Below are 22,356 nucleotides of genomic sequence, written 5' to 3'. Positions count from 1 at the left end.
CCGCACCCGACCAGATCCCTCGGAGTCTCGGGAAGGGGCGGGGTGGGGGATTTGTCCTAGGCTCGGGGCATGAGTTGGCTCCGGTCGCTGAAGCACACCGCCCGCTCAGGGCTGACCGTGGAGCGCAGGCGTCTGGAGCCCGCCGTCGCCCTGCGCGGGGCCGCAGGGCTCGCCCTCGTCGTCGGAGCCAGCCTCACACTGCTCGGCCCCACCGCCGCCGTCAGCTCCGCCTTCGGCGCCTACCAGGCAGCCATCGCCACCTTCCAGCGGAGCTGGCGCCCCAGACCCGTACTCGCCCTCGCCTCCGGCGCCAGCCTCGCCGTCTCCACCTTCCTCGGCTACCTCGTCGGCGCCCACTCCCCGTTCTTCCTGCTCCTGCTCGCCGCTTGGACGTTCGCGTCGGGACTCGCCTGGGCCGTAGGCCCGACCGCCGGCATCATCGCGTCCTCGAACGTCGCGATCATGCTGGTCACCGTCACCCTCCCCACCGACCTCGCCGCAGCAGCGGGCCACGCCGCGATGATCGCGGTCGGCGGGATCGTGCAGGCGGCGCTCATCGTGCTGGTGCCCGTACGCCGCTGGGGCGCCCAGCGCGACGCGCTCGCCGACGCCCTCGCCGCCGAGGCCGACTACGCGCGCCGGCTCAGACACGACCCGCGCGCCCCCTTCGACCCCGAGCCCCTGATGACCGCCCGCCTCGCCGCCGCCGTCACACCCCGCGAGGCCCGTCGCCGCCCGGCCCAGCTGCACGGCACGCGGGGTGTCGCCGAGCGCATCCGCCCGGTCCTGGCCTCGCTCGCCGACCCCGCGCTCGGCGTCCCGGACGAGGGCCCCGAGCGCGACCGGGTGCGCGAACTGCTCGGTGCCGCCGCCTCCGTGCTCGACGCGGCCGCCCGCGCCATCCGGCACGGCGTGGCCGTCGACATCCCCGCCCCCGCCGAGGCGGCACTCCGTACGCCCGACACCGGCGCGATCCTCTCCGGCCCCGCCTACCGCGCCGCCACCCGCCTGACCGCGCTGCTGAAGGACGTCGTGGAGACGGCCGCGGGCACCGGCGGCGACGGCGCCGAGCCGCTGCTGCGGCCCACCCTGCCCCGCCTGGTCCCGCTCGCCCTGCGCACGATGCGCACCGAGTGCGGCCGCCGCGACTCCCCGGTCTTCCGGCACGCGGTGCGCGTCAGCGCGGTCGCCGCCGCCGGATATCTGCTCGCCAAGACCCTGCCGCTGGGCCATGGTTACTGGGCGCCGATGGCCTCGGTCATGGTGATGCGCCCGGACTTCTCGCAGACGTACTCCCGCGCGGTCGCCCGCTTCGGCGGCACCCTCGTCGGTGTCGCCCTGGCCACCGGGATCGTGCGCCTCACCCACCCCGGCACCGCGCTCTCCGCCGCCCTCGCGGTGCTCTGCGCGTTCCTGATGTACCTGCTGATGCGTACGGGATACGCGGCGGCCAGCGCCTGCGTGTCCGCGTACGTCGTCTTCCTGCTCGGCATGGGCGGGCTGCGCTGGACGCAGACCGTGCCCGACCGCGTGCTGCTCACCCTGCTGGGCGGGCTGCTCGCGATGGTCTCGTACGCCCTCTACCCGGCCTGGGAGACGCCCAGGCTGCGCACCCGGCTCGCCGACTGGCTGGCCGCCTGCGGGCGTTACGCGGCCGCCGTAGTCACCCGGTACGCCGACCCCGCGGCCCCCGCCGACGAGGTGCGCCGCGCGCTGCTCGCCACCCGCGCGGCCCGGCTCGCCTGGCAGGAGGCGCACGATCGCGCCACCCACGAGCCCGTACGCCACCGGGGCCTGTCCCGCGCCGCCGCCGACGAGGCCGCGCACGCGGTCAGCCAGCTCGGCCGGATCGCGATGCTGATGGAGGCGCATGTGCCCGAGAGGGGCGCGACCCCGGTCCCGGCCGCCGCCGCGTACGCCGGGGCGCTGCGCCGCGCCACCGAGCGGGGCGCGAAGGCGGTACGGGAGCGGCGCGTCCCGGACTGGGCCGAGGTCGAGCAGGCGCTGGCGGAGTGGGACGGGGAGGGAGTGCCCGACCGTGTCGTACGCAAAGGAGCGGGGCTGCTGCTCCGCTCCCTCGACGACTTCTCCGAAGCGCTCACCGCGCCCGCCCCGCCGATGTCCGTGAAGGACACCGCACCGGAGAGGCCCTAGATCAGGGCTTCGGCAGCCCGGTCGTCGGCACGCTCGTCGGGAACTTGCCGTCCAGCGCCGACTTCGCGAACTTGTCGGTCGTCCCGCTCTCCCACTTGACCGTGAGCGTCTTGCCGTCCGCGCTCAGCGTGGGCATGCCCGCGACGCGGTCGGTGTTGCCGTCCGCGCACTTGAGCTCGATCATCGCCATGCCGTTGTCGTTGACCTTGCCGGTGCACGTGTGCTCGCCGCCGAGCGCCACGGTCGTCCCGCTGATCACCAGCGCGGTGGGCTTGCCGCCCGCGATGGTCGCCCAGGCCCCGGCGATGTCCTTGGCACTCACCTTGGCGCTGTCACCGCCGCTCTGCCCGCCGCCGTTGCCGGGGCTGGCGCTCTGCGCGCCGCCGGTGTTCTTGTCCTTGGGCTTGTCGCCGCCGCTGTCGGAGCTGGAGCACCCGGCCAGGGCGAGACAGGCGGCGAGGGCCACGGCGCCCGCCCCGGTACGTACATGCCTGCGCACTGCGAAATCCCCTTGCTTCCACGCTTCCCGGACCGCGACAAGCTACCAGCCAGTGGCCTTCACCACGTTGCCCCCGCCATCGCCCATTGGTTTGAACCAGAGTTGCCCGCCAGGCGTCTCTTCTGTGGGGGAGGGCCCGCGCTCGTACGCAGTGGACGTGCCCCGGAGCGTACGAGGAATGACTGTAACGGCCCGAGCACCCCGCGTGCACGTGCATATGCTCATGCAGGCGCACATGAACACGGCTATGATCCGGGGCAGTTGACCTTTCACAGATGCACGTCTGCACATCCCCCGGGAGCGACCTTGCACCACGCGTACAACGGCATGGCGGCAACAGAGCTTCAGGGTGTCGTCTGGCAGAAGAGCCGGCACAGCAACTCCCAGGGGACCTGCGTGGAGTTCGCCAGACTGCCGGGCGGAAGGGTCGCCGTCCGCAACTCGACGTTTCCGGACGGACCCGCGCTGGTCTACACCCGGGCGGAGATCGAGGCGATGCTGCTCGGCATCAAGGACGGCGAGTTCGACCACCTGATCGTGGACTGACCAGCCGCCGTGAGTGACCCGTAAGAAGCAGTGACCGGTCAAGAAGCAAAGAAACCGGCCGCCCCGCGCGGGACGGCCGGTTCAGTCGGCAGGACGCCGTCTCACTCGACCGGCTGGAGCCGGAACAAGGCCCAGACCACCTTGCCGCTCAGCGTGCCGGTGAGCGGGTGCCAGCCCCAGGAGTCGCTGAACGAGTCCACCAGGAACAGGCCGCGCCCCGACTCCGCGTCGCAGTCGTCCGAGCCGGGCGAGGACGGGCTGTCCACGCTGGGGTCGCGCACCGCGCACACCAGCCGGCTCGTCCAGCGCATCAAGTGCAGCCGCACGGGCGGCGCGTCGGATTCGCGGGCGGTGTCGGCGGGCAGCGCGTGGCGCAGGGCGTTGGTGACGAGTTCCGAGACGACCAGGGCCACTTCGTCGAACCGCTCCGAAAGATCCCACTGGCCGAGGGTCTTCTTGGTGAACTGTCTTGCTCCGCGCACCGCTTCATAGCGGGCGGGCAGCGCACACGAGGCGGAACTGGCCACGGCGGACGGGTCGATGGGCGGGAGGGCCTGCCTTAAAGGCTCCAACGGCTCCAGCATGGTCGATCCATTCGTCCCCATGCGAGGCACTCCCGGGATTCGCGGCCGTGGCGGTACAGGCGAACGTGGCGTACAGCAGAACAGAACGCTAGGCACAGCAGGACACAAGACGAGCACGCAGGTGCGCGGGGACCATGGTTCCGAATGCCCGCTCCTGATGCAAGGGCAGATGCACGTGCACGCGCCGGACCCGTCCCACCCCGTGGTGATTGTTGCTCATTTCTTCCCGAGGCCGATTTCCGGGCTTGACCATTTCCGTAATCGATTGAGTACGGGGTGAAGCGTTTTGGTGGCAGACTGCCGTGCACCGTCGGTTGGGGAGGGACAGCGAAGTGACCGCAGGAGAGTCGAGCGGGTCGGTGGTCCGGCGCATTCTGCTGGGCTCACAGCTCAGGCGCCTGCGCGAGTCCCGGGGCATCACCCGTGAGGCCGCCGGGTATTCGATCAGGGCGTCCGAGTCGAAGATCAGTCGTATGGAGTTGGGGCGGGTGAGCTTCAAGGCAAGGGATGTCGAAGACCTGCTGACGCTCTACGGGGTCACCGACGACGCCGAGCGCGCGTCGCTCCTGGGGCTGGCCAAAGAGGCCAACATCGCGGGCTGGTGGCACAGTTACGGCGATGTGCTGCCCGGCTGGTTCCAGACGTACATCGGTCTGGAGGGCGCGGCCTCGCTCATCCGGATCTATGAAGTGCAGTTCGTGCACGGCCTGTTGCAGACGGAGGCGTACGCGCACGCGGTCGTCAAGCGCGGGATGCCGAACGGGTCGCACGCGGAGATCGACCGCCGCGTCGCACTGCGCCTGGAGCGCCAGAAGGCCCTGGTCTCCGAGCGTGCCCCGAAGTTCCACGCGGTGCTGGACGAGGCCGCGCTGCGCCGCCCGTACGGCGAACGGGACGTGATGCGCGGCCAGTTGAGGCATCTGATCGAGGTGTCCGAGCAGCCGAACGTGACGCTTCAGGTCATGCCGTTCAGCTTCGGCGGGCACGCGGGCGAGAGCGGGGCGTTCACCTTGCTGCGCTTCCCCGAGTCGGACCTCTCCGACATCGTGTACCTGGAGCAGCTCACGAGCTCGCTCTACCTGGACAAGCCCGAGGAGGTCGCCCAGTACGAAAGGGCGATGGAACGGCTCCAGAAGGACAGCCCGGGACCGGAGGAGAGCCGCGATCTTCTCCGTGGACTACTCCAACTCATCTGATACGTCAGTACGATGACGTCACATCAGGGTTGTGCACCAGAAGCGGGGGACACAGTGGACGCGACGACGGACACGGTGGCGGCGCAGTGGCAGCAGTAAGGGATGGCATGTCCTTCTTCACCGACCTGGCCCACCAGTACATCGACGGCGAGTGGCGCACCGGCAGTGGGTCCTGGGACATCATCGACTTCGATCCGTACAACGGGGAGAAGCTCGCCGCCATCACGGTCGCCACGGTGGAAGAGGTCGACCAGGCGTATCGCGCGGCCGAGCGCGCCCAGACCGGCTGGGGCGAGACCAATCCGTACAGCCGAAGACTGGTCTTCGAGCGCGCCCTGCGGATCACCGAGGAACGCGAATCCGAGATCGTCGAGGCCATCGTCACCGAACTGGGCGGCACCCGCCTGAAAGCCGGTTACGAGGTCCACCTCGCCAAGGAGTTCCTGCGCGAGGCGATACAGCTGGCGATACGGCCGGAGGGCCGCATCCTGCCCTCCCCGGTCGACGGCAAGGAGAACCGCGTCTACCGGCTGCCGGTCGGCGTCGTCGGGGTGATAAGCCCCTTCAACTTCCCGTTCCTGGTGACGATGAAGTCGGTCGCGCCCGCGCTCGCGCTCGGCAACGCCGTCGTCATCAAGCCGAATCAGAACGCGCCGGTGGTCGGCGGCGGCCTCATCGCCAAGATCTTCGAGGATGCGGGTCTGCCCGCCGGGCTGGTGAACGTGCTGGTCACGGACATCGCCGAGATCGGCGACGCGTTGATAGAGCACCCGGTGCCCAAGGTGATCTCGTTCGCGGGATCCGACCGCACCGGCCGCCATGTGGCCGCCGTCGCGGGCAGCCACTTCAAGCGGGCGATCCTCGAACTCAGCGGCAACAGCGCGCTGGTGGTCCTGGAGGACGCGGACATCGACTACGCGGTCGAGGCGGCGGTTTTCAGCCGATTCGTGTACCAGGGCCAGGTCTGCATGGCCGCCAACCGGGTGCTGGTGGACCGCAGCATCGAGCAGAAGTTCACCGAGAAGTTCGTCGCGCGCGTGCTGGCCCTCAAGACCGGCGACCCGTCCGACCCGGCCACCGACATCGGCCCGGTGATCAACAACTTCCAGGCGGACGCGCTGACTTCACTGGTCGACCAGGCCGTCGCCGAGGGCGCCACCGCGCTCGTACGGGGCCGCACGCGCGGCAACCTCGTCGAGCCGACCGTCCTGACGGGCCTGCCCGACGACTCCCCGCTGCTGCGCCAGGAGATCTTCGGCCCGGTGGTGCTGCTGCTCTCCTTCGACGGCGAGGAGGAGGCGGTACGGATGGCCAACGACAGCCCGTACGGACTGAGCGGCGCCGTCCACACCGCGAACGTGGAGCGCGGCGTGCGGTTCGCGAAGCGGATCGTCACCGGGATGATCCACGTCAACGACTCGACGATCCAGGACGAGCCGCTGGTGTCGTTCGGCGGCGAGAAGTACTCGGGGCTCGGGCGTCTGAACGGCGACTCGACGATCGAGGCGTTCACGACGCAGAAGTGGATCTCGGTCCAGCACGGCAGGAGCCACTTCCCGTTCTGAGCGCGGGTTCCGGCTGTTCGGCGAACCCGGCGGCTGTGCAGCGGACAGTTCCGCAGTCGCACGCGGTTCGCCGCCCGTCTAGGACGGAACCTGACCTCATTGGTCCCTAACGTGGTGTTCACCAGCACGGCAGGAACCCTGGAAGGGCGTACGGATCATGGTCACTCACGTTCCCTCTGAGCAGCCCGGTGACGAGCGCGGCGCGCTGCTCGCCTTCGTCGAGGCCCAGCGCGGCGGTCTGCGCCGCGTGGTGCTCGGCCTCACCGAGGAGCAGGCCGCGAGCCGCCCGAGCGCCAGCGAGCTGTCGCTCTCCGGGCTGCTCAAGCACGTCGCCGAGGTGGAGCTCAACTGGCTGCGGCTGGCGCAGCAGCGGCCGAACGAGAAGCAGCGCACGATGGAGACCTGGGGCGACAGCTTCCGGCTCGTCGAGGGCGAGTCGATCCCGCAGACGCTGGCCTTCTGGGACGAGGTCGCGGCGGAGACCACGGAGTTCATCCGATCGGTGCCGTCCCTGGACGACACCTTCCCGCTGCCCGAGGCGCCGTGGTTCCCGAAGGACACGTCCGTCTCGATGCGGTGGCTCATGCTGCATCTGATCGAGGAGATCGCCCGGCACGCCGGGCACGCGGACATCATCCGCGAGTCGCTGGACGGCAAGACGGCGTTCGAGCTGGTCGCGGAGGCGGGCGCCTGACCGTCCGGGAGCCCGGGCGCCCTAGGGTGGTCGTATGTCAGCGATCCGCCTCCTCGTACTCGGCGCGGTCCGCCAGCACGGCCGGGCGCACGGGTACCAGGTCCGCAACGACCTGGAGTACTGGGGCGCCCATGAGTGGTCCAACGCCAAGCCCGGTTCGATCTACCACGCGCTGAAGCAGATGGCGAAGCAGGGCGTGCTGCACGCCCACGAGATCGCGCCGAGCCCGGCGGGCGGCCCGCCCCGCACCGAGTACGAACTCACCGACGCCGGCCGCGAGGAGTTCCTGAAACTCCTGCGCGCGGCGCTCACGTCGTACGACCAGAAAATGGACCTCCTGTCGGCGGCGATCGGCTTCATGGTCGACCTCCCGCGCGCGGAGGTGGTGACGCTGCTCCGCGCCCGCCTGGAAAAACTGGAGACTTGGCGCACCTCGGTGACCGAGTACTACACCCCGGCGGACGGCCCCCAATCGCTGGGCCACATCGGCGAGATCATGAACATGTGGGTCCATTCATCAGACGCGGACGCGGAATGGACGAGAGGCCTGATCGCCCGGATCGAGGCGGGCGCGTACGTGTTCGCGGGGGAGGGCGAGCCGTTCGTGGGGGTACTGGGGGAGGGGGAGGCGAACCCGTACGCGACCCGTTAAGGGTCAGTGGTGGAACGCGGTAGCCACAGACTCGTCCCGGTCCAGCGGACCGGTCTGGCGCCGCAGCTCCGGCAGCAGCCGATCCAGGTCCTCGACCAGCATCGCGGCGAGGTCGGACGAGAACCCGTTGCGGCACACGACCCGCAGCACGGACAGATCCTCCCGGTTCGCCGGGAACGTATACGCGGGCACGAGCCACCCCCGCTCACGCAGTCGACGCGACACGTCGAACACGTCGTACCGCTTGACCTCCTTCGCCGTGGTGAACGCGAACACCGGCAACTCATCGCCCCGCGTGAGGAGTTCGAAGTCCCCCAGCGCCTCAACCCCCGCCGCCAGCGTCCGCGCGACGTCCCGCGTGGTCTGCTGCACCGCCCGGAACCCCTCGCGCCCGAGCCGCAGGAACGTGTAGTACTGCGCGACCACCTGCGCCCCCGGCCGCGAGAAGTTCAGCGCGAACGTGGGCATGTCGCCGCCCAGATAGTTCACCCGGAACACCAGCTCCTCCGGGAGCTCCGCCGCCGACCGCCACAGCGCCCACCCCACGCCGGGGTACACAAGCCCGTACTTGTGTCCCGACGTATTGATCGACGAGACCCTGGGCAGCCGGAAGTCCCACACCAGGTCCTCGTCCAGGAAGGGCGCCACCATCGCCCCGGACGCGCCGTCCACATGGACCGGCACGTCCAACCCCGTACGCTCCTGCAACGCGTCGAGCGCCGCGCAGAGTTCCCCGATCGGCTCGTACGATCCGTCGAAGGTCGAACCGAGCACGCCGACCACGCCGATCGTGTTCTCGTCGCAGAGCTCGGCCGCGGCCTGCGGGTCGAGGTGGAAGCGGCTGCCCTCCATGGGGACCTGGCGCGCCTCGACCTCCCAGAAGGCGCAGAACTTCTCCCAGCAGACCTGGACGTTGACGCCCATCACCAGGTTGGGACGCGCGTCCTTGCCCGGGTAGCGGTCGGCGTTCCGCTTCGCCCAGCGCCGCTTCAGCGCCATCCCGGCCAGCATGCACGCCTCGCTCGACCCCGTCGTCGAGCAGCCGACCGCCCCGGCCGGGTCCGGCGCGTGCCACAGATCCGCGAGCATCGCCACGCACCGCCGCTCCAGCTCGGCCGTACGCGGGTACTCGTCCTTGTCGATCATGTTCTTGTCGCGGCACTCCGCCATCAGCACCGTGGCCTGCGGCTCCATCCACGTGGTGACGAAAGTGGCCAGATTCAGCCGGGAGTTGCCGTCCAGCATCAGCTCGTCATGGACGATCTGGTACGCCGTCGACGGCACCATCGGCCGGTCCGGCAGCCGGTGCCGGGGCGGCGCGGACGTCATGGTGCCGACCGGGTCGGCGTCTCCGAAGAACGGATTGAGGGCGAGCCGCCCGCCCTCCTTCTCGCGCTCCTGATCCTTGTCACTGCCGCCCCGGTGCAACGCCATGGCCGTCCTCTCGCTTCGGATGCGCGTGGCTGGTGTCCCGCGTCAGAGCTTCGTGATCACTACCGCCGTCCCGTAGGCGCAGACCTCCGTGCCCACGTCGGCCGCCTCCGTGACGTCGAACCGCATCATGAGGACCGCGTTGGCCCCACGCGCGCGTGCCTGCTCCACCAGCCGCTCCATGGCCTGGTTACGGGTCTGCACGAGGGTCTTGGTCAGCCCCTTCAGCTCACCGCCGATCATCGACTTCAGCCCGGCGCCGATCTGGCTGCCGATGTGCCGGGAGCGCACGGTCAGACCGAAGACCTCGCCGATGACCTGCTGTACCTGATAGCCGGGTACGTCGTTCGTGGTCACGACCAGTACGTCGGACTGCGCACCCTGCCCGCCGCCGAAATCCTCGATGCCCATCGCGTCTTCCTCCTGGGGTCCTGCTTGAGATCCTGGGACACAGCTTTGTACCGGTCCGAGCACGGCGCATCCCCAGGCACACTCTGGAACCTGGATTGAGCCGAACGCGTTGATAACTTTGGCCCGTCAACGCGCGCTTACGCACCTGTCGCCTCCCTACCCCTGACCCAGGAGCCCGGAACCCGTGACCAACCTCGCACTCGGTCCGAGCTGGCTGGACCCCGACCAGCTGCTTTCGTCCTTCGGGCTGGCCGGTCTGCTGGTGATCGTCTTCGCCGAGTCCGGCCTGCTCATCGGCTTCTTCCTGCCGGGCGACTCGCTGCTGTTCACCACCGGCCTGCTGGTCACCACGGGAAAGATCGGCACGCCGCTGTGGCTGGTGTGCCTGCTGGTGGTGGCCGCGGCCGTGCTCGGCGACCAGGTGGGTTATCTGTTCGGCCGCAAGGTCGGCCCGTCGCTGTTCAACCGGCCGGACTCCAAGCTGTTCAAGCAGGAGAACGTGGAGAAGGCCCACGAGTTCTTCGAGAAGTACGGCCCGAAGTCGCTGGTCCTGGCCCGCTTCGTACCGATCGTGCGGACGTTCACGCCGATCATCGCGGGCGTGAGCCGGATGGAATACCGCTCCTTCATCACGTTCAACGTGATCGGTGGGGCGATGTGGGGCGCGGGGGTGACGCTGCTCGGTGCGGCGCTTGGCAACGTCGAGTTCGTGCACAAGAACATCGAGCTGATGCTGGTGGCGATCGTGCTCGTCTCGGTGATCCCGATCGCGATCGAGTTCCTGCGGGCGCGGGGCAAGGCGAAGAAGGCGGGGCCGGGCGCCGCGTCCCCCTCGGAGATGTCCCAGCGCCCGCCGCAGCGCAGGCGCCACGCGAAGCGCTGACGGCCCCCACCCCGCCCCTTCCCTGGACCCTCCGGGGGCGGGTGGGGGTTGAGGTGGTTTCCCCGGGGGCTGCGCCCCTGCGCCCTGCTTCGTCTGCGGATCGTGCTGGGTTGCTCGCGCAGTTCCCCGCGCCCCTGACTACCTAGGGGCGCGGGGAACTGCGCGAGCAACCCCCACCGGGCCGCAGACGAATAACCGCGCGTCAGAACCCTCGCGTGCGCTTCGCCGCCCGCCGGGCCTCCGCGCCGGGGGCTTTCAGGAACATCCGGGACATCTCGCTTCCGAGATTCACCCCGATCGCGATCGCCATCGCCAGCGCCGCCGCCTTGGCGATGCTGGCGAGGCCCTGGTCCCGGTGGTTCTGGGCGATCGCCAGGACGCCGAAGTACGTCGCGGAACCGGGCAGCAACGGCCCGATCGCCGCGGTCACGTACGGCAGTGCCGACGTGTTCCGATAGCGGGCGATCAGCTGGCCGAAGAGGCCGACCAGGCCGGCGGCGACAGCCGTCGCCATGATCGGCGACCCCTTCGCGGTGACCGCGATCGACGCGTAGATCACCCACGCGATCCCGCCGTTCACCGTCGCGATCCACACGGTGGATCGTTCCTGCTGGAGCAGTACGGCGAAGGTCAGGCACAGCGCCATCGACGCGAGCGTCTGCACGACGGGCCGCTCGATGGGGCTCAGGGCGCCTTCCGGATTCAGCTGGGCGTCGACCTGGAGCCCCCCGTACAACACGGTGAGCACGCCGATCACGATCGCCACGAAGAAGTACCCGACCTCCAGGAGGCGGGCGGAGGCGGTGATGTAGAAGCCGGTCAGGCCGTCCTGGACGGCGGCCACCAGCGCCCGCCCGGGGATCAGCGCGAAGAGACCACCGGTGATCACCGCCGACGGCCGCAGGTCCCAGCCGAGCAGGCTGAGCGCCACACCCATCGCGGCGGGCGGCATCGCCGCCACCACGAACTGGTAGAACTCCGGCAGCCCGCGCGCCGCGCACAGCCAGGCCAGCCGGTCGCCGAGGATCGCGCCGGCCGCCGCCACCAGGAACACCGTCACGCCGCCGCCGACCAGCACCGAGGCCGCCCCGGCGAGGCCGCCCGCGGCGAGGGTGAGGAGCCAGCCGGGGTACGGGTGCCGGTTGCGGCGGATCTCCGCGAGCCGCCGGTAGGCCTCTTCGAGCGTGACGTCGTGGTCGTCGCTGGTCATGTCCGTGACGAGCCGGTGCACGGCCGCGAGCCGCGTGTAGTCGGTGCCCCGGCGGCGTACCGTCCGGTTCGCCGTGACCGGGTCCTCCACCAGCGACGGCTGATGGGTGATCGACAGCAGGGTGAAGGTCACCGTCGGCTCGCAGCGGTCCAGACCGTACGAACGGCAGATCGCGAACATCGCCGCCTCGACGTCCTCCGCGGCCTCGCCGCCCGCGAGCAGCAACTCGCCGATACGCAGCGTCAGGTCGAGCACGCGCGGCACGGCGGGGCCGGCCTCGTCGGAGCGCTGGGGCGACTCGGGCACCGGCCGCTCGCCCACCGGCATCCGCAGCATGGTGCGCATCCGGTCCTGCCAGGGCGCGTCCTTGGAGAGCCGCACCAGCGGCAGCCCGGCGGTGGTGATCAGCGCGGGCGGCGCCTCGCGGGCCGAGTAGGTGCTGGGGGGCGCGAAGGCGGAGGCGGGCTGCTCGACGAGGGGCTCGGGCTCCGGGACACCGGCCGGCAGGGCGAACTCGGAGGTCGGCGCGTCCTCCTCCGGCGGTCCGGGCTGCTCCACCCCCTCGGGGGCCGAGAACGCGCTGCGCGCCTCGTCGGACGACGGCTTCCGGTCCTCGGGCGCGGCCTGCTGCTCAGCCACCGCTTGCCTCCCTCCAGCCCCTTCAGTACGTATGCGTGTGCCCAGTATGTGGGCGCGCATGACCACATACGACAGCGGGCGGCGCACCCCGGAAGGTGCACCGCCCGCTGTGGTGGATCAAAGGCGCGTCAGTGCGCGCCGCCCTGCGCCTCAAGGCGCTTGTAGGAGGCCTTGATCTCCTCCTCGGCCTCGGCGCGGCCGACCCAGTTGGCGCCCTCGACGGACTTGCCGGGCTCCAGGTCCTTGTAGACCTCGAAGAAGTGCTGGATCTCCAGGCGGTCGAACTCGGACACGTGGTGGATGTCGCGCAGGTGCTCCACACGCGGGTCGGAGGCCGGCACGCAGAGCAGCTTGTCGTCGCCGCCCGCCTCGTCGGTCATGCGGAACATGCCGATGGCGCGGCAGCGGATGAGGCAGCCCGGGAAGGTCGGCTCGTCCAGGATGACCAGCGCGTCCAGCGGGTCGCCGTCCTCGCCGAGGGTGTTCTCGACGAAGCCGTAGTCGGCGGGGTAGCTGGTCGAGGTGAAGAGTCGACGGTCCAGGCGGATCCGGCCGGTCTCGTGGTCCACCTCGTACTTGTTCCGCGAACCCTTCGGGATCTCGATGGTGACGTCGAACTCCACGGGTGGCTCTCCTCCATGATCAGCACAAGCTGTGACGGTTCCTGCGTCCCCCGGGCGGACCCGGGGCACTCAGCCGGATGGGCCGCCGGTGCTGACCCGGAGTGCCATGTTCGCGGCAAGACGCAGTTCTGGTGATTAAGTGTCCCTCACGCAGGTGTGTGATCGCGAAAGGGGCTGGTCCTCGGTGCCGGGACCCAAGACGTGGCAGCTCATGGCGGGTGCGGCTGCCGCAGGCCTGGCACTGGCGGCCGGAGCCGTGGCAGCGGCCGGTCCATGGGACTCCGGCCAGCGTACGGCCGAACGCGTCCGGGCCGGCGCCCGCGAGCGGACAGGTGGCGCACATCACGGCCAGGCGCCTCCCGCACCGGCGCCCGCGCCCAGTGCGAGGAGCGTGCTCGCCGCACTGAGCGCCCCCTCGGGCGCCCCTGTGGACGGACTGCCCCAGGCGCTTGGCCCCCTCCTGAGCGCCCCCGGCCTCGGCCCGCAGCCCGCCGCCGCCGTGTTCGACACCGCGACCGGAAAGCAGCTCTACGGGGAGCGCGCGGACGCCGCCATGACGCCCGCCTCGACCGTCAAGATCGCCACCGCCGTCGCCGCGCTCTCCGCCCTCGGCCCCGACCACCGGATCGCCACGACCGTCGTGGCCCCGGCCGACGGCCGGGCGCTCACCCTCGTCGGCGGCGGCGACCCCACGCTCGGCAAGGACGGCCTGCGCGCCCTGGCGGACGCCACCGCGCGCGCCCTGCGCGGCCGGGGTGTCACCGAGGCGACCCTCGCGTACGACACCTCGCGCTACAGCGGCCCCGAGACGCATCCCATCGGCCCGAACGAGAACCTCGCCCCGGTCGTCGCGCTGATGACCGACGAGGGGCGTACGGACGGCTCGGACAGCGGGCCCGCGCCGCGCAGCGGGGACCCGGCGGGGGACACCGCCCGTACGTTCGCGGCGCTGCTCAAGGGGCGGGGCGTCACGGCCGCGGCCCCCAGGCCCGGCACGGCCCCGCAGGGCGCCGCCGAGGTCGCCCGGACGCTCTCGGATCCGCTGGCCTCGCTGGTCGAGCGGATGCTGACCAACAGCGACAACGACATCGCGGAGGCGCTGGCCCGCCAGACCGCGATCGCGGCCGGGCAGCCCGCCTCCTTCGAGGGGGCCTCGCACGCGGTCGTCGACCGGCTCGCCAAGCTGGACCTGCCGCAGGCCGCCGCGGCCCGGTTCGCCGACGGCAGCGGGCTCGACCGGGACGACAAGGTCACCGCCGAGCTGCTGACCCGGCTCCTCGCGCGCGCCGCCGACCCCGGCCACCCGGAGCTGCGCCCGGTCCTGACGGGGCTGCCGGTCGCCGGGTTCACCGGCACCCTGCGCGCCCGCTTCGGCGCCGGCTCCTCCGGTACGGGCCTGGTCCGCGCCAAGACCGGCACCCTCTCCGGCGTCAACACCCTCGCCGGCACGGTCGTCGACGCCGACGGGCATCTGCTGGCGTTCGCCTTCCTCGCCGCGAACACCCCGGGCCCCGACCCGGCCCAGCGCGCCCTCGACCGGCTCGCCGCCGCCCTCGCCGGGTGCGGCTGCCACAGCGGCGCGCCGAGCCCCGCCCCGTAACTGCCCGGCGTCAACCCTCCTCCCCTGGAGGAGGGGACAACGTACGGTTGACGCATGACGAGCATCGGTGGTGCCGAGATGGTCGACTGGAACCTCGCGGTGGCGACCGCGACCCGACTGGTGAGGCCGGGCCCCGACGTGAGCCGGGACGAGGCGCGCGCCGTCGTCGCCGAGCTGCGCCGGCATGCCAAGTCCGCCGAGGAACATGTGCGGGCGTTCACCCGGATGATCCCGGAGGGCGCCGAACCGGCCGACACCCCGGTCCTGGTGGTCGACCGGGCGGGCTGGGTCAAGGCCAATGTGGCGGGTTTCAGGGAGATCCTGAAGCCGCTGCTCGACAAGATGCAGGAGCGCCGGGGGAGCAGCCCGGGCGGCGCCGTGCTCGGCGCGGTCGGCGGCAAGGTGACCGGCGTGGAGCTCGGGATGCTGCTGAGCTTCCTGTCCTCGCGCGTGCTCGGCCAGTACGAGACGTTCGCGCCCGCCACCCGCGAGCTGCCCGCAGGCGCCGAGGGCGGCGGCCGGCTGCTGCTCGTGGCCCCCAACATCGTCCACGTGGAGCGCGAACTCGACGTCGACCCGCATGACTTCAGGCTCTGGGTCTGCCTGCACGAGGAGACGCACCGCACCCAGTTCACGGCCGTGCCCTGGCTGCGCGACCATCTGGAGGGCGAGATCCAGTCATTCCTCGGCGAGACCGAGGTCGACCCGATGACCGTCCTGGAGCGGCTGCGCGAGGCCGCCCAGTCGCTCACCGGCAGCCGCCCCGAGGGCGAGGAGGGCGACAGCGGCCGCTCGCTCGTGGAGCTGGTGCAGACGCCCGCGCAGCGGGAGATCCTGAGCCGGCTCACCGCCGTGATGTCGCTGCTCGAAGGGCACGCGGACTTCGTGATGGACGGGGTCGGGCCGCAGGTCGTGCCCTCGGTCGCCGAGATCCGCGAGAAGTTCCAGCAGCGCCGTGCCAAGGGTGCCTCCCGCCTCGACCAGGCGCTGCGCAAGCTGCTCGGCCTCGACGCGAAACTGCGCCAGTACCGCGACGGCGAGCGCTTCGTACGGGCCGTGGTCGAACAGGTCGGCATGGACGGCTTCAACCGGGTGTGGACCTCGCCGAACACGCTGCCGACCAAGGCGGAGATCGCCAAACCGGCGGACTGGGTCGCGCGGGTGCACCGCAGGACGGAGAGCTGACCACAACAGCGCCGACGGTACCCATGGGCCCGGGGCCCACTGGTGTCCCCCGGAAATGCGCAGGATCACCCATCCGAGGGACCGTAGGGCATGGGTAGGCGTGCAATGCTCGGGTAACGGCTCGGTTCTGTCACCATCTACGCACTCTGTGTGACCGATCTTTTCCCCTCGTCCCGAGGCACCCCCCAACTTCACCGAAGGGCACCGGACATGGGTCCCCATCCTGCGGTCGCGGCGATACGCCTGGCGGTCCGCCGCGTACTCCACGACGTACTGCGCGACGCGCTCGTCCTCCAGGACGCCGACGCAAGCGCACCCCACGACACCCCCGAATCCCCCCGTTCCCCCGAAGCACCCCGCGACCACGCGCGCGAGGGCCGCGTGAGCGACCCGCTGGTCCTCGTCGCCTGCTCGGGCGGCGCCGACTCCATGGCGCTCGCCTCCGCCCTCGCCTTCGAATCCCGCAAGCTCTCCGTCCGGGCCGGCGCCATCACCGTCGACCACGGCCTCCAGCACGGCTCGGACCTGCGCGCCGCCGAGGTCGCCGTCCGGCTCACCGCGCTCGGCCTCGACCCCGTGGAGGCCGTCACGGTGCACGTGGGCCGCGAGGGCGGGCCCGAGGCCGCCGCCCGGGACGCCCGCTACGCCGCCCTGGACGCCGCCGCAGAGCGCCACGGCGCCGCCGCGATCCTGCTCGGCCACACCCGCGACGACCAGGCGGAGACGGTCCTGCTTGGCCTGGCCCGCGGCTCCGGCACCCGCTCCCTGTCCGGCATGGCCGCCGTCTCCGGTACGCGCGGCCGCTACCGCCGCCCGTTCCTCCAGATCGACCGGCAGACCGCCCGCAAGGCCTGCCTCGTCCAGTCGCTGCCCGTCTGGGACGACCCGCACAACGCCGACCCCGCCTACACCCGCTCCCGGCTGCGCCACGAGGGGCTGCCCGCCCTGGAGAAGGCGCTCGGCAAGGGCGTCGTGGAGGCCCTGGCCCGTACCGCCGAGCTCTCCCGCGACGACGCCGACGCCCTGGACGCCTGGGCCGCCGACGCCGACGCCTCGGTCCGCGACGACGCGGGCGAGCTGGTGTGCCAGAAGCTGTACGCGCTGCCCGCCGCCGTCCGGCGCCGGGTGCTGCGCACGTCGCTCATCACCGCCGGTTCACCCGCCGGTTCGCTCTTCGCCCGCCATGTCGAGGAGGTCGACCGGCTGATCACGGGCTGGCGCGGCCAGCGGGCCATCAACCTCCCCGGGCGCGTCGAGGCACGGCGCCAGGGTGGCAGACTGGTCATCCGGCAGAGCTGAGCTCACGTACGTACAACGAAAGTGGCCCGGGTGAACGAGAAGGACATGGGCACCGACCTCCAGTCGGTGCTCATCACCAAGGAAGAGATCGACGCCAAGCTGGCCGAGCTGGCTGCGAAGATCGACGCGGAGTACGCGGGCAAGGACCTCCTGATCGTCGGTGTCCTCAAGGGCGCCGTGATGGTCATGGCGGACCTGGCGCGCGCGCTGTCCACCCCGGTCACCATGGACTGGATGGCCGTCTCGTCCTACGGCGCGGGCACCCAGTCCTCCGGCGTCGTGCGGATCCTCAAGGACCTCGACACCGACATCAAGGGCAAGCACGTCCTGATCGTCGAGGACATCATCGACTCGGGCCTCACTCTGTCGTGGCTGCTCTCCAACCTCGGATCCCGCGAGCCCGCCTCCCTTGAGGTCTGCACGCTGCTCCGTAAGCCGGATGCCGCAAAGGTCGCGATCGACGTGAAGTGGATCGGGTTCGACATTCCGAATGAATTCGTCGTCGGTTACGGCCTCGACTACGCCGAGAAGTACCGCAATCTCCCGTTTGTCGGGACGCTCGCTCCGCACGTCTACGGCGGCTGAGCCGGTAACCCGGTCGGGAACCAAGAGCCCCCTTCCTGCGTTGGAGCTTGGGAAGGCGGGTTTGTCAGCCGTCCCTTGCGGCCGCGGGTGACAATGCTGGGGTACCGTCCGAAGAACAGTCTTTACTCACAGCAGCATTTACCTACGGGCAGGAGGGACGGGGCGTTCTCGCTCCGTATGGATGGACGTGAAGCGATACTTCCGTGGGCCGGTCATGTGGATCGTGCTGGCCGTCCTCGCCGTGGTCGTGTTGATGCAGGTCGTCGGCTCGTCGGGCGGCTACAAGACGGTGGACACCTCCGAGGTCGTCCAGGCGATCGACAAGAACCAGGTCGAACAGGCCAAGATCACCACCGGCGACGAGTCGGTCATCAAGGTCGACCTCAAGGACGGCCAGAAGGTCAAGGGCAGCGGCAAGATCCAGGCGAGCTACATCGGCGACGCCCAGGGTACGAGCCTGGCCAACAAGCTGCAGGGCAAGTTCGACAGCGGGGACCTGACCAAGGGCTACACGGTCTCCCCCTCCAAGCAGAACCCGATCGTGGGGATCCTGCTCTCGCTGCTCCCCTTCGTCCTCATCGTCGTCGTCTTCCTGTTCCTGATGAACCAGATGCAGGGCGGCGGCTCCCGGGTCATGAACTTCGGGAAGTCCAAGGCGAAGCTCATCACCAAGGACACCCCGAAGACGACGTTCGCGGACGTGGCCGGGGCCGACGAGGCCGTCGAGGAGCTCCACGAGATCAAGGAGTTCCTCCAGGAGCCGGCGAAGTTCCAGGCCGTCGGCGCCAAGATCCCCAAGGGTGTGCTGCTCTACGGCCCGCCCGGCACCGGTAAGACGCTCCTCGCGCGCGCCGTCGCGGGCGAGGCGGGCGTGCCGTTCTACTCGATCTCCGGTTCCGACTTCGTCGAGATGTTCGTCGGTGTCGGCGCCTCGCGTGTGCGCGACCTCTTCGAGCAGGCCAAGGCGAACGCCCCGGCGATCGTCTTCGTCGACGAGATCGACGCCGTCGGCCGGCACCGCGGTGCGGGTCTCGGCGGTGGCCACGACGAGCGCGAGCAGACGCTCAACCAGCTGCTCGTCGAGATGGACGGCTTCGACGTGAAGGGCGGCGTCATCCTGATCGCCGCCACGAACCGGCCCGACATCCTCGACCCGGCGCTGCTGCGCCCCGGCCGCTTCGACCGCCAGATCGCGGTCGACCGCCCGGACATGCAGGGCCGTCTGGAGATCCTCAAGGTCCACCAGAAGGGCAAGCCGGTCGCCCCGGACGTCGACCTCTCGGCCGTCGCCCGTCGCACCCCCGGCTTCACCGGCGCCGACCTGTCGAACGTGCTGAACGAGGCGGCGCTCCTGACGGCGCGCAGCAACCAGAAGCTGATCGACAACAACATGCTGGACGAGGCGATCGACCGCGTCGTGGCGGGCCCGCAGAAGCGGACCCGGATCATGTCCGACAAGGAGAAGAAGATCACCGCGTACCACGAGGGCGGTCACGCCCTGGTCGCGGCGGCGTCTCCGAACTCGGACCCGGTCCATAAGATCACGATCCTGTCGCGCGGCCGTGCCCTCGGCTACACGATGGTCCTGCCGGACGAGGACAAGTACTCGACCACGCGCAACGAGATGCTCGACCAGCTCGCGTACATGCTGGGCGGGCGCGCGGCCGAGGAGCTCGTCTTCCACGACCCGACGACGGGCGCGGCGAACGACATCGAGAAGGCCACGGCCACCGCGCGCGCGATGGTCACGCAGTACGGCATGACCGAGCGGCTCGGCGCGATCAAGTTCGGCGGCGACAACACGGAGCCGTTCCTGGGCCGTGAGATGGCGCACCAGCGCGACTACTCGGAAGAGGTCGCCGCGCTGGTCGACGAAGAGGTCAAGAAGCTCATCGAGACCGCGCACAACGAGGCGTGGGAGATCCTGGTCGAGAACCGCGACGTCCTCGACAACCTGGTCCTGCAGCTCCTGGAGAAGGAGACGCTGGGCAAGGAGCAGATCGCCGAGATCTTCGCCCCGATCGTGCGACGCCCCGCGCGTCCGGCCTGGACGGGCTCGTCGCGGCGTACGCCGTCGACCCGTCCGCCGGTCCTGTCGCCCAGGGAGCTGGCGCTGACCAACGGCGCGTCCACCGCCAACGGTGCCGCCCCGACGGACTCGGTCCCGACCGAGCAGCTGCCGGGTGTGGAGGACCGTCCCGAGAGCTGACCGTCTGCTCCTCGGACCCGGAATGCATGCCGCGCCCCCCAGGTTTTAGCCTGTGGGGGCGCGGCGCTTTCGTACGCCCGTGCAGAGCAACGAGGAACGAGGCACAGATGACCGACCCGGTGACGCTGGACGGCGAGGGCCGTATCGGCGAGTTCGACGAGAAGCGGGCCGAGAACGCCGTGCGCGAGCTCCTCATCGCGGTCGGAGAGGACCCGGACCGCGAGGGTCTGCAGGAGACGCCGGCGCGGGTGGCGCGGGCCTACAAGGAGATATTCGCGGGTCTGTGGCAGAAGCCGCAGGATGTGCTGACGACGACGTTCGACCTGGGCCACGACGAGATGGTCCTGGTCAAGGACATCGAGGTCATGAGCAGCTGCGAGCACCATCTGGTGCCGTTCGTGGGTGTGGCGCACGTCGGGTACATCCCGTCTTCGGACGGGAAGATCACCGGTCTGTCGAAGCTGGCGCGGCTTGTGGATGTGTACGCGCGGCGGCCGCAGGTGCAGGAGCGGTTGACCACGCAGATCGCGGACTCGTTGATGGAGATCCTCGAACCGCGGGGCGTCATTGTGGTCGTGGAGTGCGAGCACATGTGCATGACTATGCGCGGGGTGCGCAAGCCTGGTGCGAAGACCATTACGTCGGCCGTTCGCGGGCAGCTTCGGGATGCCGCCACTCGTGCCGAGGCGATGAGCCTGATCATGGCTCGCTAGCGCTTTGCCGGGGCGCGTGTTCGGCTGCGGGCCGGTGGGGGCTGGTCGCGCAGTTCCCCGCGCCCCTGGTACGGCTCTCGGGGATGTATACGCGTCCCCAGACCCCGCGGCCCTATAAGGCGCCCGGGAACGTACAGCGACCCCAGATCCCCGCGGCCCCTACTGCGCCGCAGGCGCCTTGCCCTCGTCCTCGTCTTCTGGGAGTTTGCAGACTCGTTCCAGGAAGAACGCCGCTGCTACTACCGCGATGCCGGCCGCTACCGAGAAGCCGGCGTAGATCGCCTGGTCGCGGCGGGCCGGGATGTCGAGGGAGCCGAGCAGGAAGACGCCCGTGCCGCCGTACATGCCGGAGACCAGCGCGGCCACCAGGGCGCTGGACTGGCCGAAGACCACCGCGCGGGCCGCCATCAGCGGCTCGACGCCCTTCGCGCCGGGGCGGCGCTCGCGCTGGGCGCGCAGCCGGGCGCGGATGGAGAGCGCGGTGGCGAACAGGACCACCGCGATCACCGCGAGCACGATCGGCGCCGCCAGCGGGACGCTCGGCAGGGTGCCCAGCGAGTCCCAGAGCCGGGCGCCGGCCCAGGAGAGCACCCCGGCGACGGCGAACAGTCCCGCCAGTACGCCCAGCCGCAGTTGTTTCACCGAAGAGTGCCCTTCGTCTCCAGAACCGATACGCCGTCAGCAGCCTAACGACTACTCGGGCAGGCGCAGTTCCAGGTCGGCGCGCGGCAGCACGCCTTCGCGGCCGATCGCGGCGAGCAGTTCGGCGACCGGGCCCCGGCCGGGCAGCTGGGCCTCCGGGTCCACGTCGTGCCAGGGGACGAGCACGAACGCCCGCTCGTGGGCGCGCGGGTGGGGGAGCGTCAGAACCGGGTCGTCGCTGATCACATCGGCGTAGGCAACGATGTCCACGTCGATCGTGCGCGGGCCCCAGCGCTCCTCGCGGACGCGGTCGAAGGCCTCCTCGATGGCCTGGCCTCGCTCCAGGAGCGAGCTGGGCGGCAGGGTGGTCTTCACCACGACCACCGCGTTGAAGTACGAGGGCTGCGAGCCGGGGGCGACGCCCCAGGGCTCCGTCTCGTACACCGGGGAGACCGCCTTGACCCGCAGGCCGGGGGTGTCCTCCAGGGCGTCGATGGCGCCCTGGAGCGTCTCCATGCGGTTGCCGAGGTTGGAGCCGAGGGAGATCACGGCGCGTTTCGGGTTGGACAGGGTGACGTCCGCCGCGTCCACCTGCTCGACCACCGAGGCGGGCACCGGCTGTACGGTCGGGTCGCTCTGCGGACCCTCGTGCGAGAACACAGTCATACTCGGCTCCGGGTGATGGTGATGGTCACGTCGTCGAAGGGGACGGTGATCGGTGCGTCCGGCTTGTGGACGCACACCTCCACCTGCTGCACCCCGGCATGCTTCAGGCACTGCTGGGCGATGCGCTCGGCCAGCGTCTCGATCAGGTCGACCGGCTCGCCCTGGACCACGTCCACGACCTCCTCGGCCACCACTCCGTAGTGCACGGTCTTCGTCAGGTCGTCGTCGGCCGCCGCGGGGCGGGTGTCGAGGCCGAGCACCAGGTCCACGATGAAGGTCTGGCCCTCTTCGCGCTCCCGGGGGAAGACGCCATGGTGCCCGCGGGCCTTGAGGCCGCGCAGCGCGACACGATCCACGCGAATCACTCCTG

General features: G+C 70.5%; 22 protein-coding genes. 13 read left to right on the top strand and 9 right to left on the bottom strand.

The window, feature by feature from the left end; all coding sequences use genetic code 11:
• The first annotated feature begins 69 nt into the window (after nucleotides 1-69).
• Nucleotides 70-2,154: an FUSC family protein gene (locus tag ACT1U9_RS13765; protein WP_444538582.1), complete on the top strand. Its 2,085-nt coding sequence runs from the start codon at nucleotides 70-72 to the stop codon at nucleotides 2,152-2,154.
• A gap of 1 nt (nucleotide 2,155) precedes the next feature.
• Here ACT1U9_RS13765 and ACT1U9_RS13760 read toward each other — a convergent pair whose 3' ends face one another.
• Complete coding sequence (locus ACT1U9_RS13760) at nucleotides 2,156-2,653, bottom strand: hypothetical protein (RefSeq protein ID WP_444538581.1); 498 nt, start codon at nucleotides 2,651-2,653, stop codon at nucleotides 2,156-2,158.
• 306 nt (nucleotides 2,654-2,959) lie between these two features.
• On the opposite strand from ACT1U9_RS13760, the gene ACT1U9_RS13755 reads away from it, so the two are divergent.
• Complete coding sequence (locus tag ACT1U9_RS13755) at nucleotides 2,960-3,199, top strand: DUF397 domain-containing protein (RefSeq protein ID WP_188272900.1); 240 nt, start codon at nucleotides 2,960-2,962, stop codon at nucleotides 3,197-3,199.
• A 101-nt stretch (nucleotides 3,200-3,300) separates the two neighbouring features.
• Here ACT1U9_RS13755 and ACT1U9_RS13750 read toward each other — a convergent pair whose 3' ends face one another.
• Nucleotides 3,301-3,804, bottom strand: coding sequence for an ATP-binding protein (locus tag ACT1U9_RS13750; RefSeq protein ID WP_444538580.1), 504 nt, complete (start codon nucleotides 3,802-3,804; stop codon nucleotides 3,301-3,303).
• 311 nt (nucleotides 3,805-4,115) lie between these two features.
• Here ACT1U9_RS13750 and ACT1U9_RS13745 point away from each other — a divergent pair, with 311 nt between their 5' ends.
• From ACT1U9_RS13745 to ACT1U9_RS13730, 4 genes are all read left to right on the top strand, one after another.
• Nucleotides 4,116-4,979: a helix-turn-helix domain-containing protein gene (locus ACT1U9_RS13745; RefSeq protein ID WP_444538579.1), complete on the top strand. Its 864-nt coding sequence runs from the start codon at nucleotides 4,116-4,118 to the stop codon at nucleotides 4,977-4,979.
• A gap of 107 nt (nucleotides 4,980-5,086) precedes the next feature.
• Nucleotides 5,087-6,544 carry an aldehyde dehydrogenase family protein gene (locus ACT1U9_RS13740; RefSeq protein WP_444538578.1) on the top strand — a complete coding sequence of 486 codons (1,458 nt, stop codon included), beginning with the start codon at nucleotides 5,087-5,089 and terminating at the stop codon, nucleotides 6,542-6,544.
• Nucleotides 6,545-6,701: 157 nt separating this feature from the next.
• Nucleotides 6,702-7,238, top strand: coding sequence for a DinB family protein (locus tag ACT1U9_RS13735; protein ID WP_444538577.1), 537 nt, complete (start codon nucleotides 6,702-6,704; stop codon nucleotides 7,236-7,238).
• 34 nt (nucleotides 7,239-7,272) lie between these two features.
• The gene (locus tag ACT1U9_RS13730) at nucleotides 7,273-7,890 is read left to right on the top strand and encodes a PadR family transcriptional regulator (protein ID WP_444538576.1); all 618 of its coding nucleotides are present in this window, start codon (nucleotides 7,273-7,275) and stop codon (nucleotides 7,888-7,890) included.
• Nucleotides 7,891-7,893: 3 nt separating this feature from the next.
• Here ACT1U9_RS13730 and ACT1U9_RS13725 read toward each other — a convergent pair whose 3' ends face one another.
• Together ACT1U9_RS13725 and ACT1U9_RS13720 are read right to left on the bottom strand one after the other, a co-directional pair.
• Nucleotides 7,894-9,324: a glutamate decarboxylase gene (locus ACT1U9_RS13725; RefSeq protein WP_444538575.1), complete on the bottom strand. Its 1,431-nt coding sequence runs from the start codon at nucleotides 9,322-9,324 to the stop codon at nucleotides 7,894-7,896.
• Between the two features lie 42 nt (nucleotides 9,325-9,366).
• Entirely contained in the window at nucleotides 9,367-9,732 is a 366-nt protein-coding gene (locus ACT1U9_RS13720) for a YbjQ family protein (RefSeq protein ID WP_188272907.1), read from the bottom strand.
• A gap of 184 nt (nucleotides 9,733-9,916) precedes the next feature.
• On the opposite strand from ACT1U9_RS13720, the gene ACT1U9_RS13715 reads away from it, so the two are divergent.
• Nucleotides 9,917-10,615 carry a DedA family protein gene (locus ACT1U9_RS13715; protein ID WP_444538574.1) on the top strand — a complete coding sequence of 233 codons (699 nt, stop codon included), beginning with the start codon at nucleotides 9,917-9,919 and terminating at the stop codon, nucleotides 10,613-10,615.
• Nucleotides 10,616-10,817: 202 nt separating this feature from the next.
• Here ACT1U9_RS13715 and ACT1U9_RS13710 read toward each other — a convergent pair whose 3' ends face one another.
• Together ACT1U9_RS13710 and ACT1U9_RS13705 are read right to left on the bottom strand one after the other, a co-directional pair.
• Complete coding sequence (locus tag ACT1U9_RS13710; RefSeq protein ID WP_444538573.1) at nucleotides 10,818-12,464, bottom strand: threonine/serine ThrE exporter family protein; 1,647 nt, start codon at nucleotides 12,462-12,464, stop codon at nucleotides 10,818-10,820.
• Between the two features lie 128 nt (nucleotides 12,465-12,592).
• Complete coding sequence (locus ACT1U9_RS13705; protein ID WP_101389400.1) at nucleotides 12,593-13,087, bottom strand: inorganic diphosphatase; 495 nt, start codon at nucleotides 13,085-13,087, stop codon at nucleotides 12,593-12,595.
• 211 nt (nucleotides 13,088-13,298) lie between these two features.
• Between ACT1U9_RS13705 and dacB the strand changes: the two genes are divergently transcribed.
• The 6 genes from dacB (at nucleotide 13,299) to folE (ending at nucleotide 20,678) form a co-directional block, all read left to right on the top strand.
• Complete coding sequence (gene dacB / locus ACT1U9_RS13700; RefSeq protein ID WP_444539102.1) at nucleotides 13,299-14,687, top strand: D-alanyl-D-alanine carboxypeptidase/D-alanyl-D-alanine endopeptidase; 1,389 nt, start codon at nucleotides 13,299-13,301, stop codon at nucleotides 14,685-14,687.
• Nucleotides 14,688-14,741: 54 nt separating this feature from the next.
• The gene (locus ACT1U9_RS13695) at nucleotides 14,742-15,872 is read left to right on the top strand and encodes a zinc-dependent metalloprotease (RefSeq protein ID WP_444538572.1); all 1,131 of its coding nucleotides are present in this window, start codon (nucleotides 14,742-14,744) and stop codon (nucleotides 15,870-15,872) included.
• A 210-nt stretch (nucleotides 15,873-16,082) separates the two neighbouring features.
• The gene (tilS, locus tag ACT1U9_RS13690) at nucleotides 16,083-17,171 is read left to right on the top strand and encodes a tRNA lysidine(34) synthetase TilS (protein ID WP_444538571.1); all 1,089 of its coding nucleotides are present in this window, start codon (nucleotides 16,083-16,085) and stop codon (nucleotides 17,169-17,171) included.
• Nucleotides 17,172-17,216: 45 nt separating this feature from the next.
• A complete protein-coding gene (gene hpt / locus ACT1U9_RS13685) occupies nucleotides 17,217-17,756 on the top strand; it encodes a hypoxanthine phosphoribosyltransferase (protein ID WP_067161225.1) in 540 nt (179 codons plus the stop codon).
• 181 nt (nucleotides 17,757-17,937) lie between these two features.
• Complete coding sequence (gene ftsH / locus ACT1U9_RS13680; RefSeq protein ID WP_188272913.1) at nucleotides 17,938-19,965, top strand: ATP-dependent zinc metalloprotease FtsH; 2,028 nt, start codon at nucleotides 17,938-17,940, stop codon at nucleotides 19,963-19,965.
• Between the two features lie 107 nt (nucleotides 19,966-20,072).
• The gene (gene folE, locus ACT1U9_RS13675) at nucleotides 20,073-20,678 is read left to right on the top strand and encodes a GTP cyclohydrolase I FolE (RefSeq protein WP_444538570.1); all 606 of its coding nucleotides are present in this window, start codon (nucleotides 20,073-20,075) and stop codon (nucleotides 20,676-20,678) included.
• Between the two features lie 159 nt (nucleotides 20,679-20,837).
• Here folE and ACT1U9_RS13670 read toward each other — a convergent pair whose 3' ends face one another.
• From ACT1U9_RS13670 to folB, 3 genes are read right to left on the bottom strand one after another with little or no spacing between them, the layout of a single operon-like run.
• On the bottom strand, nucleotides 20,838-21,320 hold the full coding sequence (locus ACT1U9_RS13670) for a DUF3180 domain-containing protein (protein ID WP_361431302.1): 483 nt from the start codon (nucleotides 21,318-21,320) through the stop codon (nucleotides 20,838-20,840).
• 51 nt (nucleotides 21,321-21,371) lie between these two features.
• The gene (gene folK / locus ACT1U9_RS13665; RefSeq protein ID WP_188272916.1) at nucleotides 21,372-21,986 is read right to left on the bottom strand and encodes a 2-amino-4-hydroxy-6-hydroxymethyldihydropteridine diphosphokinase; all 615 of its coding nucleotides are present in this window, start codon (nucleotides 21,984-21,986) and stop codon (nucleotides 21,372-21,374) included.
• Nucleotides 21,983-22,342 (bottom strand): dihydroneopterin aldolase, encoded by a 360-nt coding sequence (gene folB, locus ACT1U9_RS13660; protein ID WP_361431297.1) that lies wholly within the window; start codon nucleotides 22,340-22,342, stop codon nucleotides 21,983-21,985. The genes folK and folB overlap by 4 nt, the downstream gene beginning before the upstream one ends.
• Nucleotides 22,343-22,356: the final 14 nt, after the last annotated feature.

It is taken from the genome of Streptomyces sp. BR1, assembly GCF_052373795.1.
Taxonomy (GTDB): domain Bacteria; phylum Actinomycetota; class Actinomycetes; order Streptomycetales; family Streptomycetaceae; genus Streptomyces.
Note: the sequence above shows the minus strand (reverse complement) of the source record. Positions and strands in the feature narration are given on the sequence as shown.

Excerpts from the sequence above, each read along its gene's own strand:
- ACT1U9_RS13765 (WP_444538582.1), top strand. The coding sequence starts at position 70 with ATGAGTTGGCTCCGGTCGCTGAAGCACACCGCCCGCTCAGGGCTGACC.
- ACT1U9_RS13750 (WP_444538580.1), bottom strand. The coding sequence starts at position 3,804 with ATGGGGACGAATGGATCGACCATGCTGGAGCCGTTGGAGCCTTTAAGG.
- ACT1U9_RS13740 (WP_444538578.1), top strand. The coding sequence starts at position 5,087 with ATGTCCTTCTTCACCGACCTGGCCCACCAGTACATCGACGGCGAGTGG.
- ACT1U9_RS13735 (WP_444538577.1), top strand. The coding sequence starts at position 6,702 with ATGGTCACTCACGTTCCCTCTGAGCAGCCCGGTGACGAGCGCGGCGCG.
- ACT1U9_RS13730 (WP_444538576.1), top strand. The coding sequence starts at position 7,273 with ATGTCAGCGATCCGCCTCCTCGTACTCGGCGCGGTCCGCCAGCACGGC.
- ACT1U9_RS13725 (WP_444538575.1), bottom strand. The coding sequence starts at position 9,324 with ATGGCGTTGCACCGGGGCGGCAGTGACAAGGATCAGGAGCGCGAGAAG.
- ACT1U9_RS13720 (WP_188272907.1), bottom strand. The coding sequence starts at position 9,732 with ATGGGCATCGAGGATTTCGGCGGCGGGCAGGGTGCGCAGTCCGACGTA.
- dacB (WP_444539102.1), top strand. The coding sequence starts at position 13,299 with ATGGCGGGTGCGGCTGCCGCAGGCCTGGCACTGGCGGCCGGAGCCGTG.
- ACT1U9_RS13695 (WP_444538572.1), top strand. The coding sequence starts at position 14,742 with ATGACGAGCATCGGTGGTGCCGAGATGGTCGACTGGAACCTCGCGGTG.
- tilS (WP_444538571.1), top strand. The coding sequence starts at position 16,083 with ATGGGTCCCCATCCTGCGGTCGCGGCGATACGCCTGGCGGTCCGCCGC.
- hpt (WP_067161225.1), top strand. The coding sequence starts at position 17,217 with ATGGGCACCGACCTCCAGTCGGTGCTCATCACCAAGGAAGAGATCGAC.
- ftsH (WP_188272913.1), top strand. The coding sequence starts at position 17,938 with ATGGACGTGAAGCGATACTTCCGTGGGCCGGTCATGTGGATCGTGCTG.
- folE (WP_444538570.1), top strand. The coding sequence starts at position 20,073 with ATGACCGACCCGGTGACGCTGGACGGCGAGGGCCGTATCGGCGAGTTC.
- folK (WP_188272916.1), bottom strand. The coding sequence starts at position 21,986 with ATGACTGTGTTCTCGCACGAGGGTCCGCAGAGCGACCCGACCGTACAG.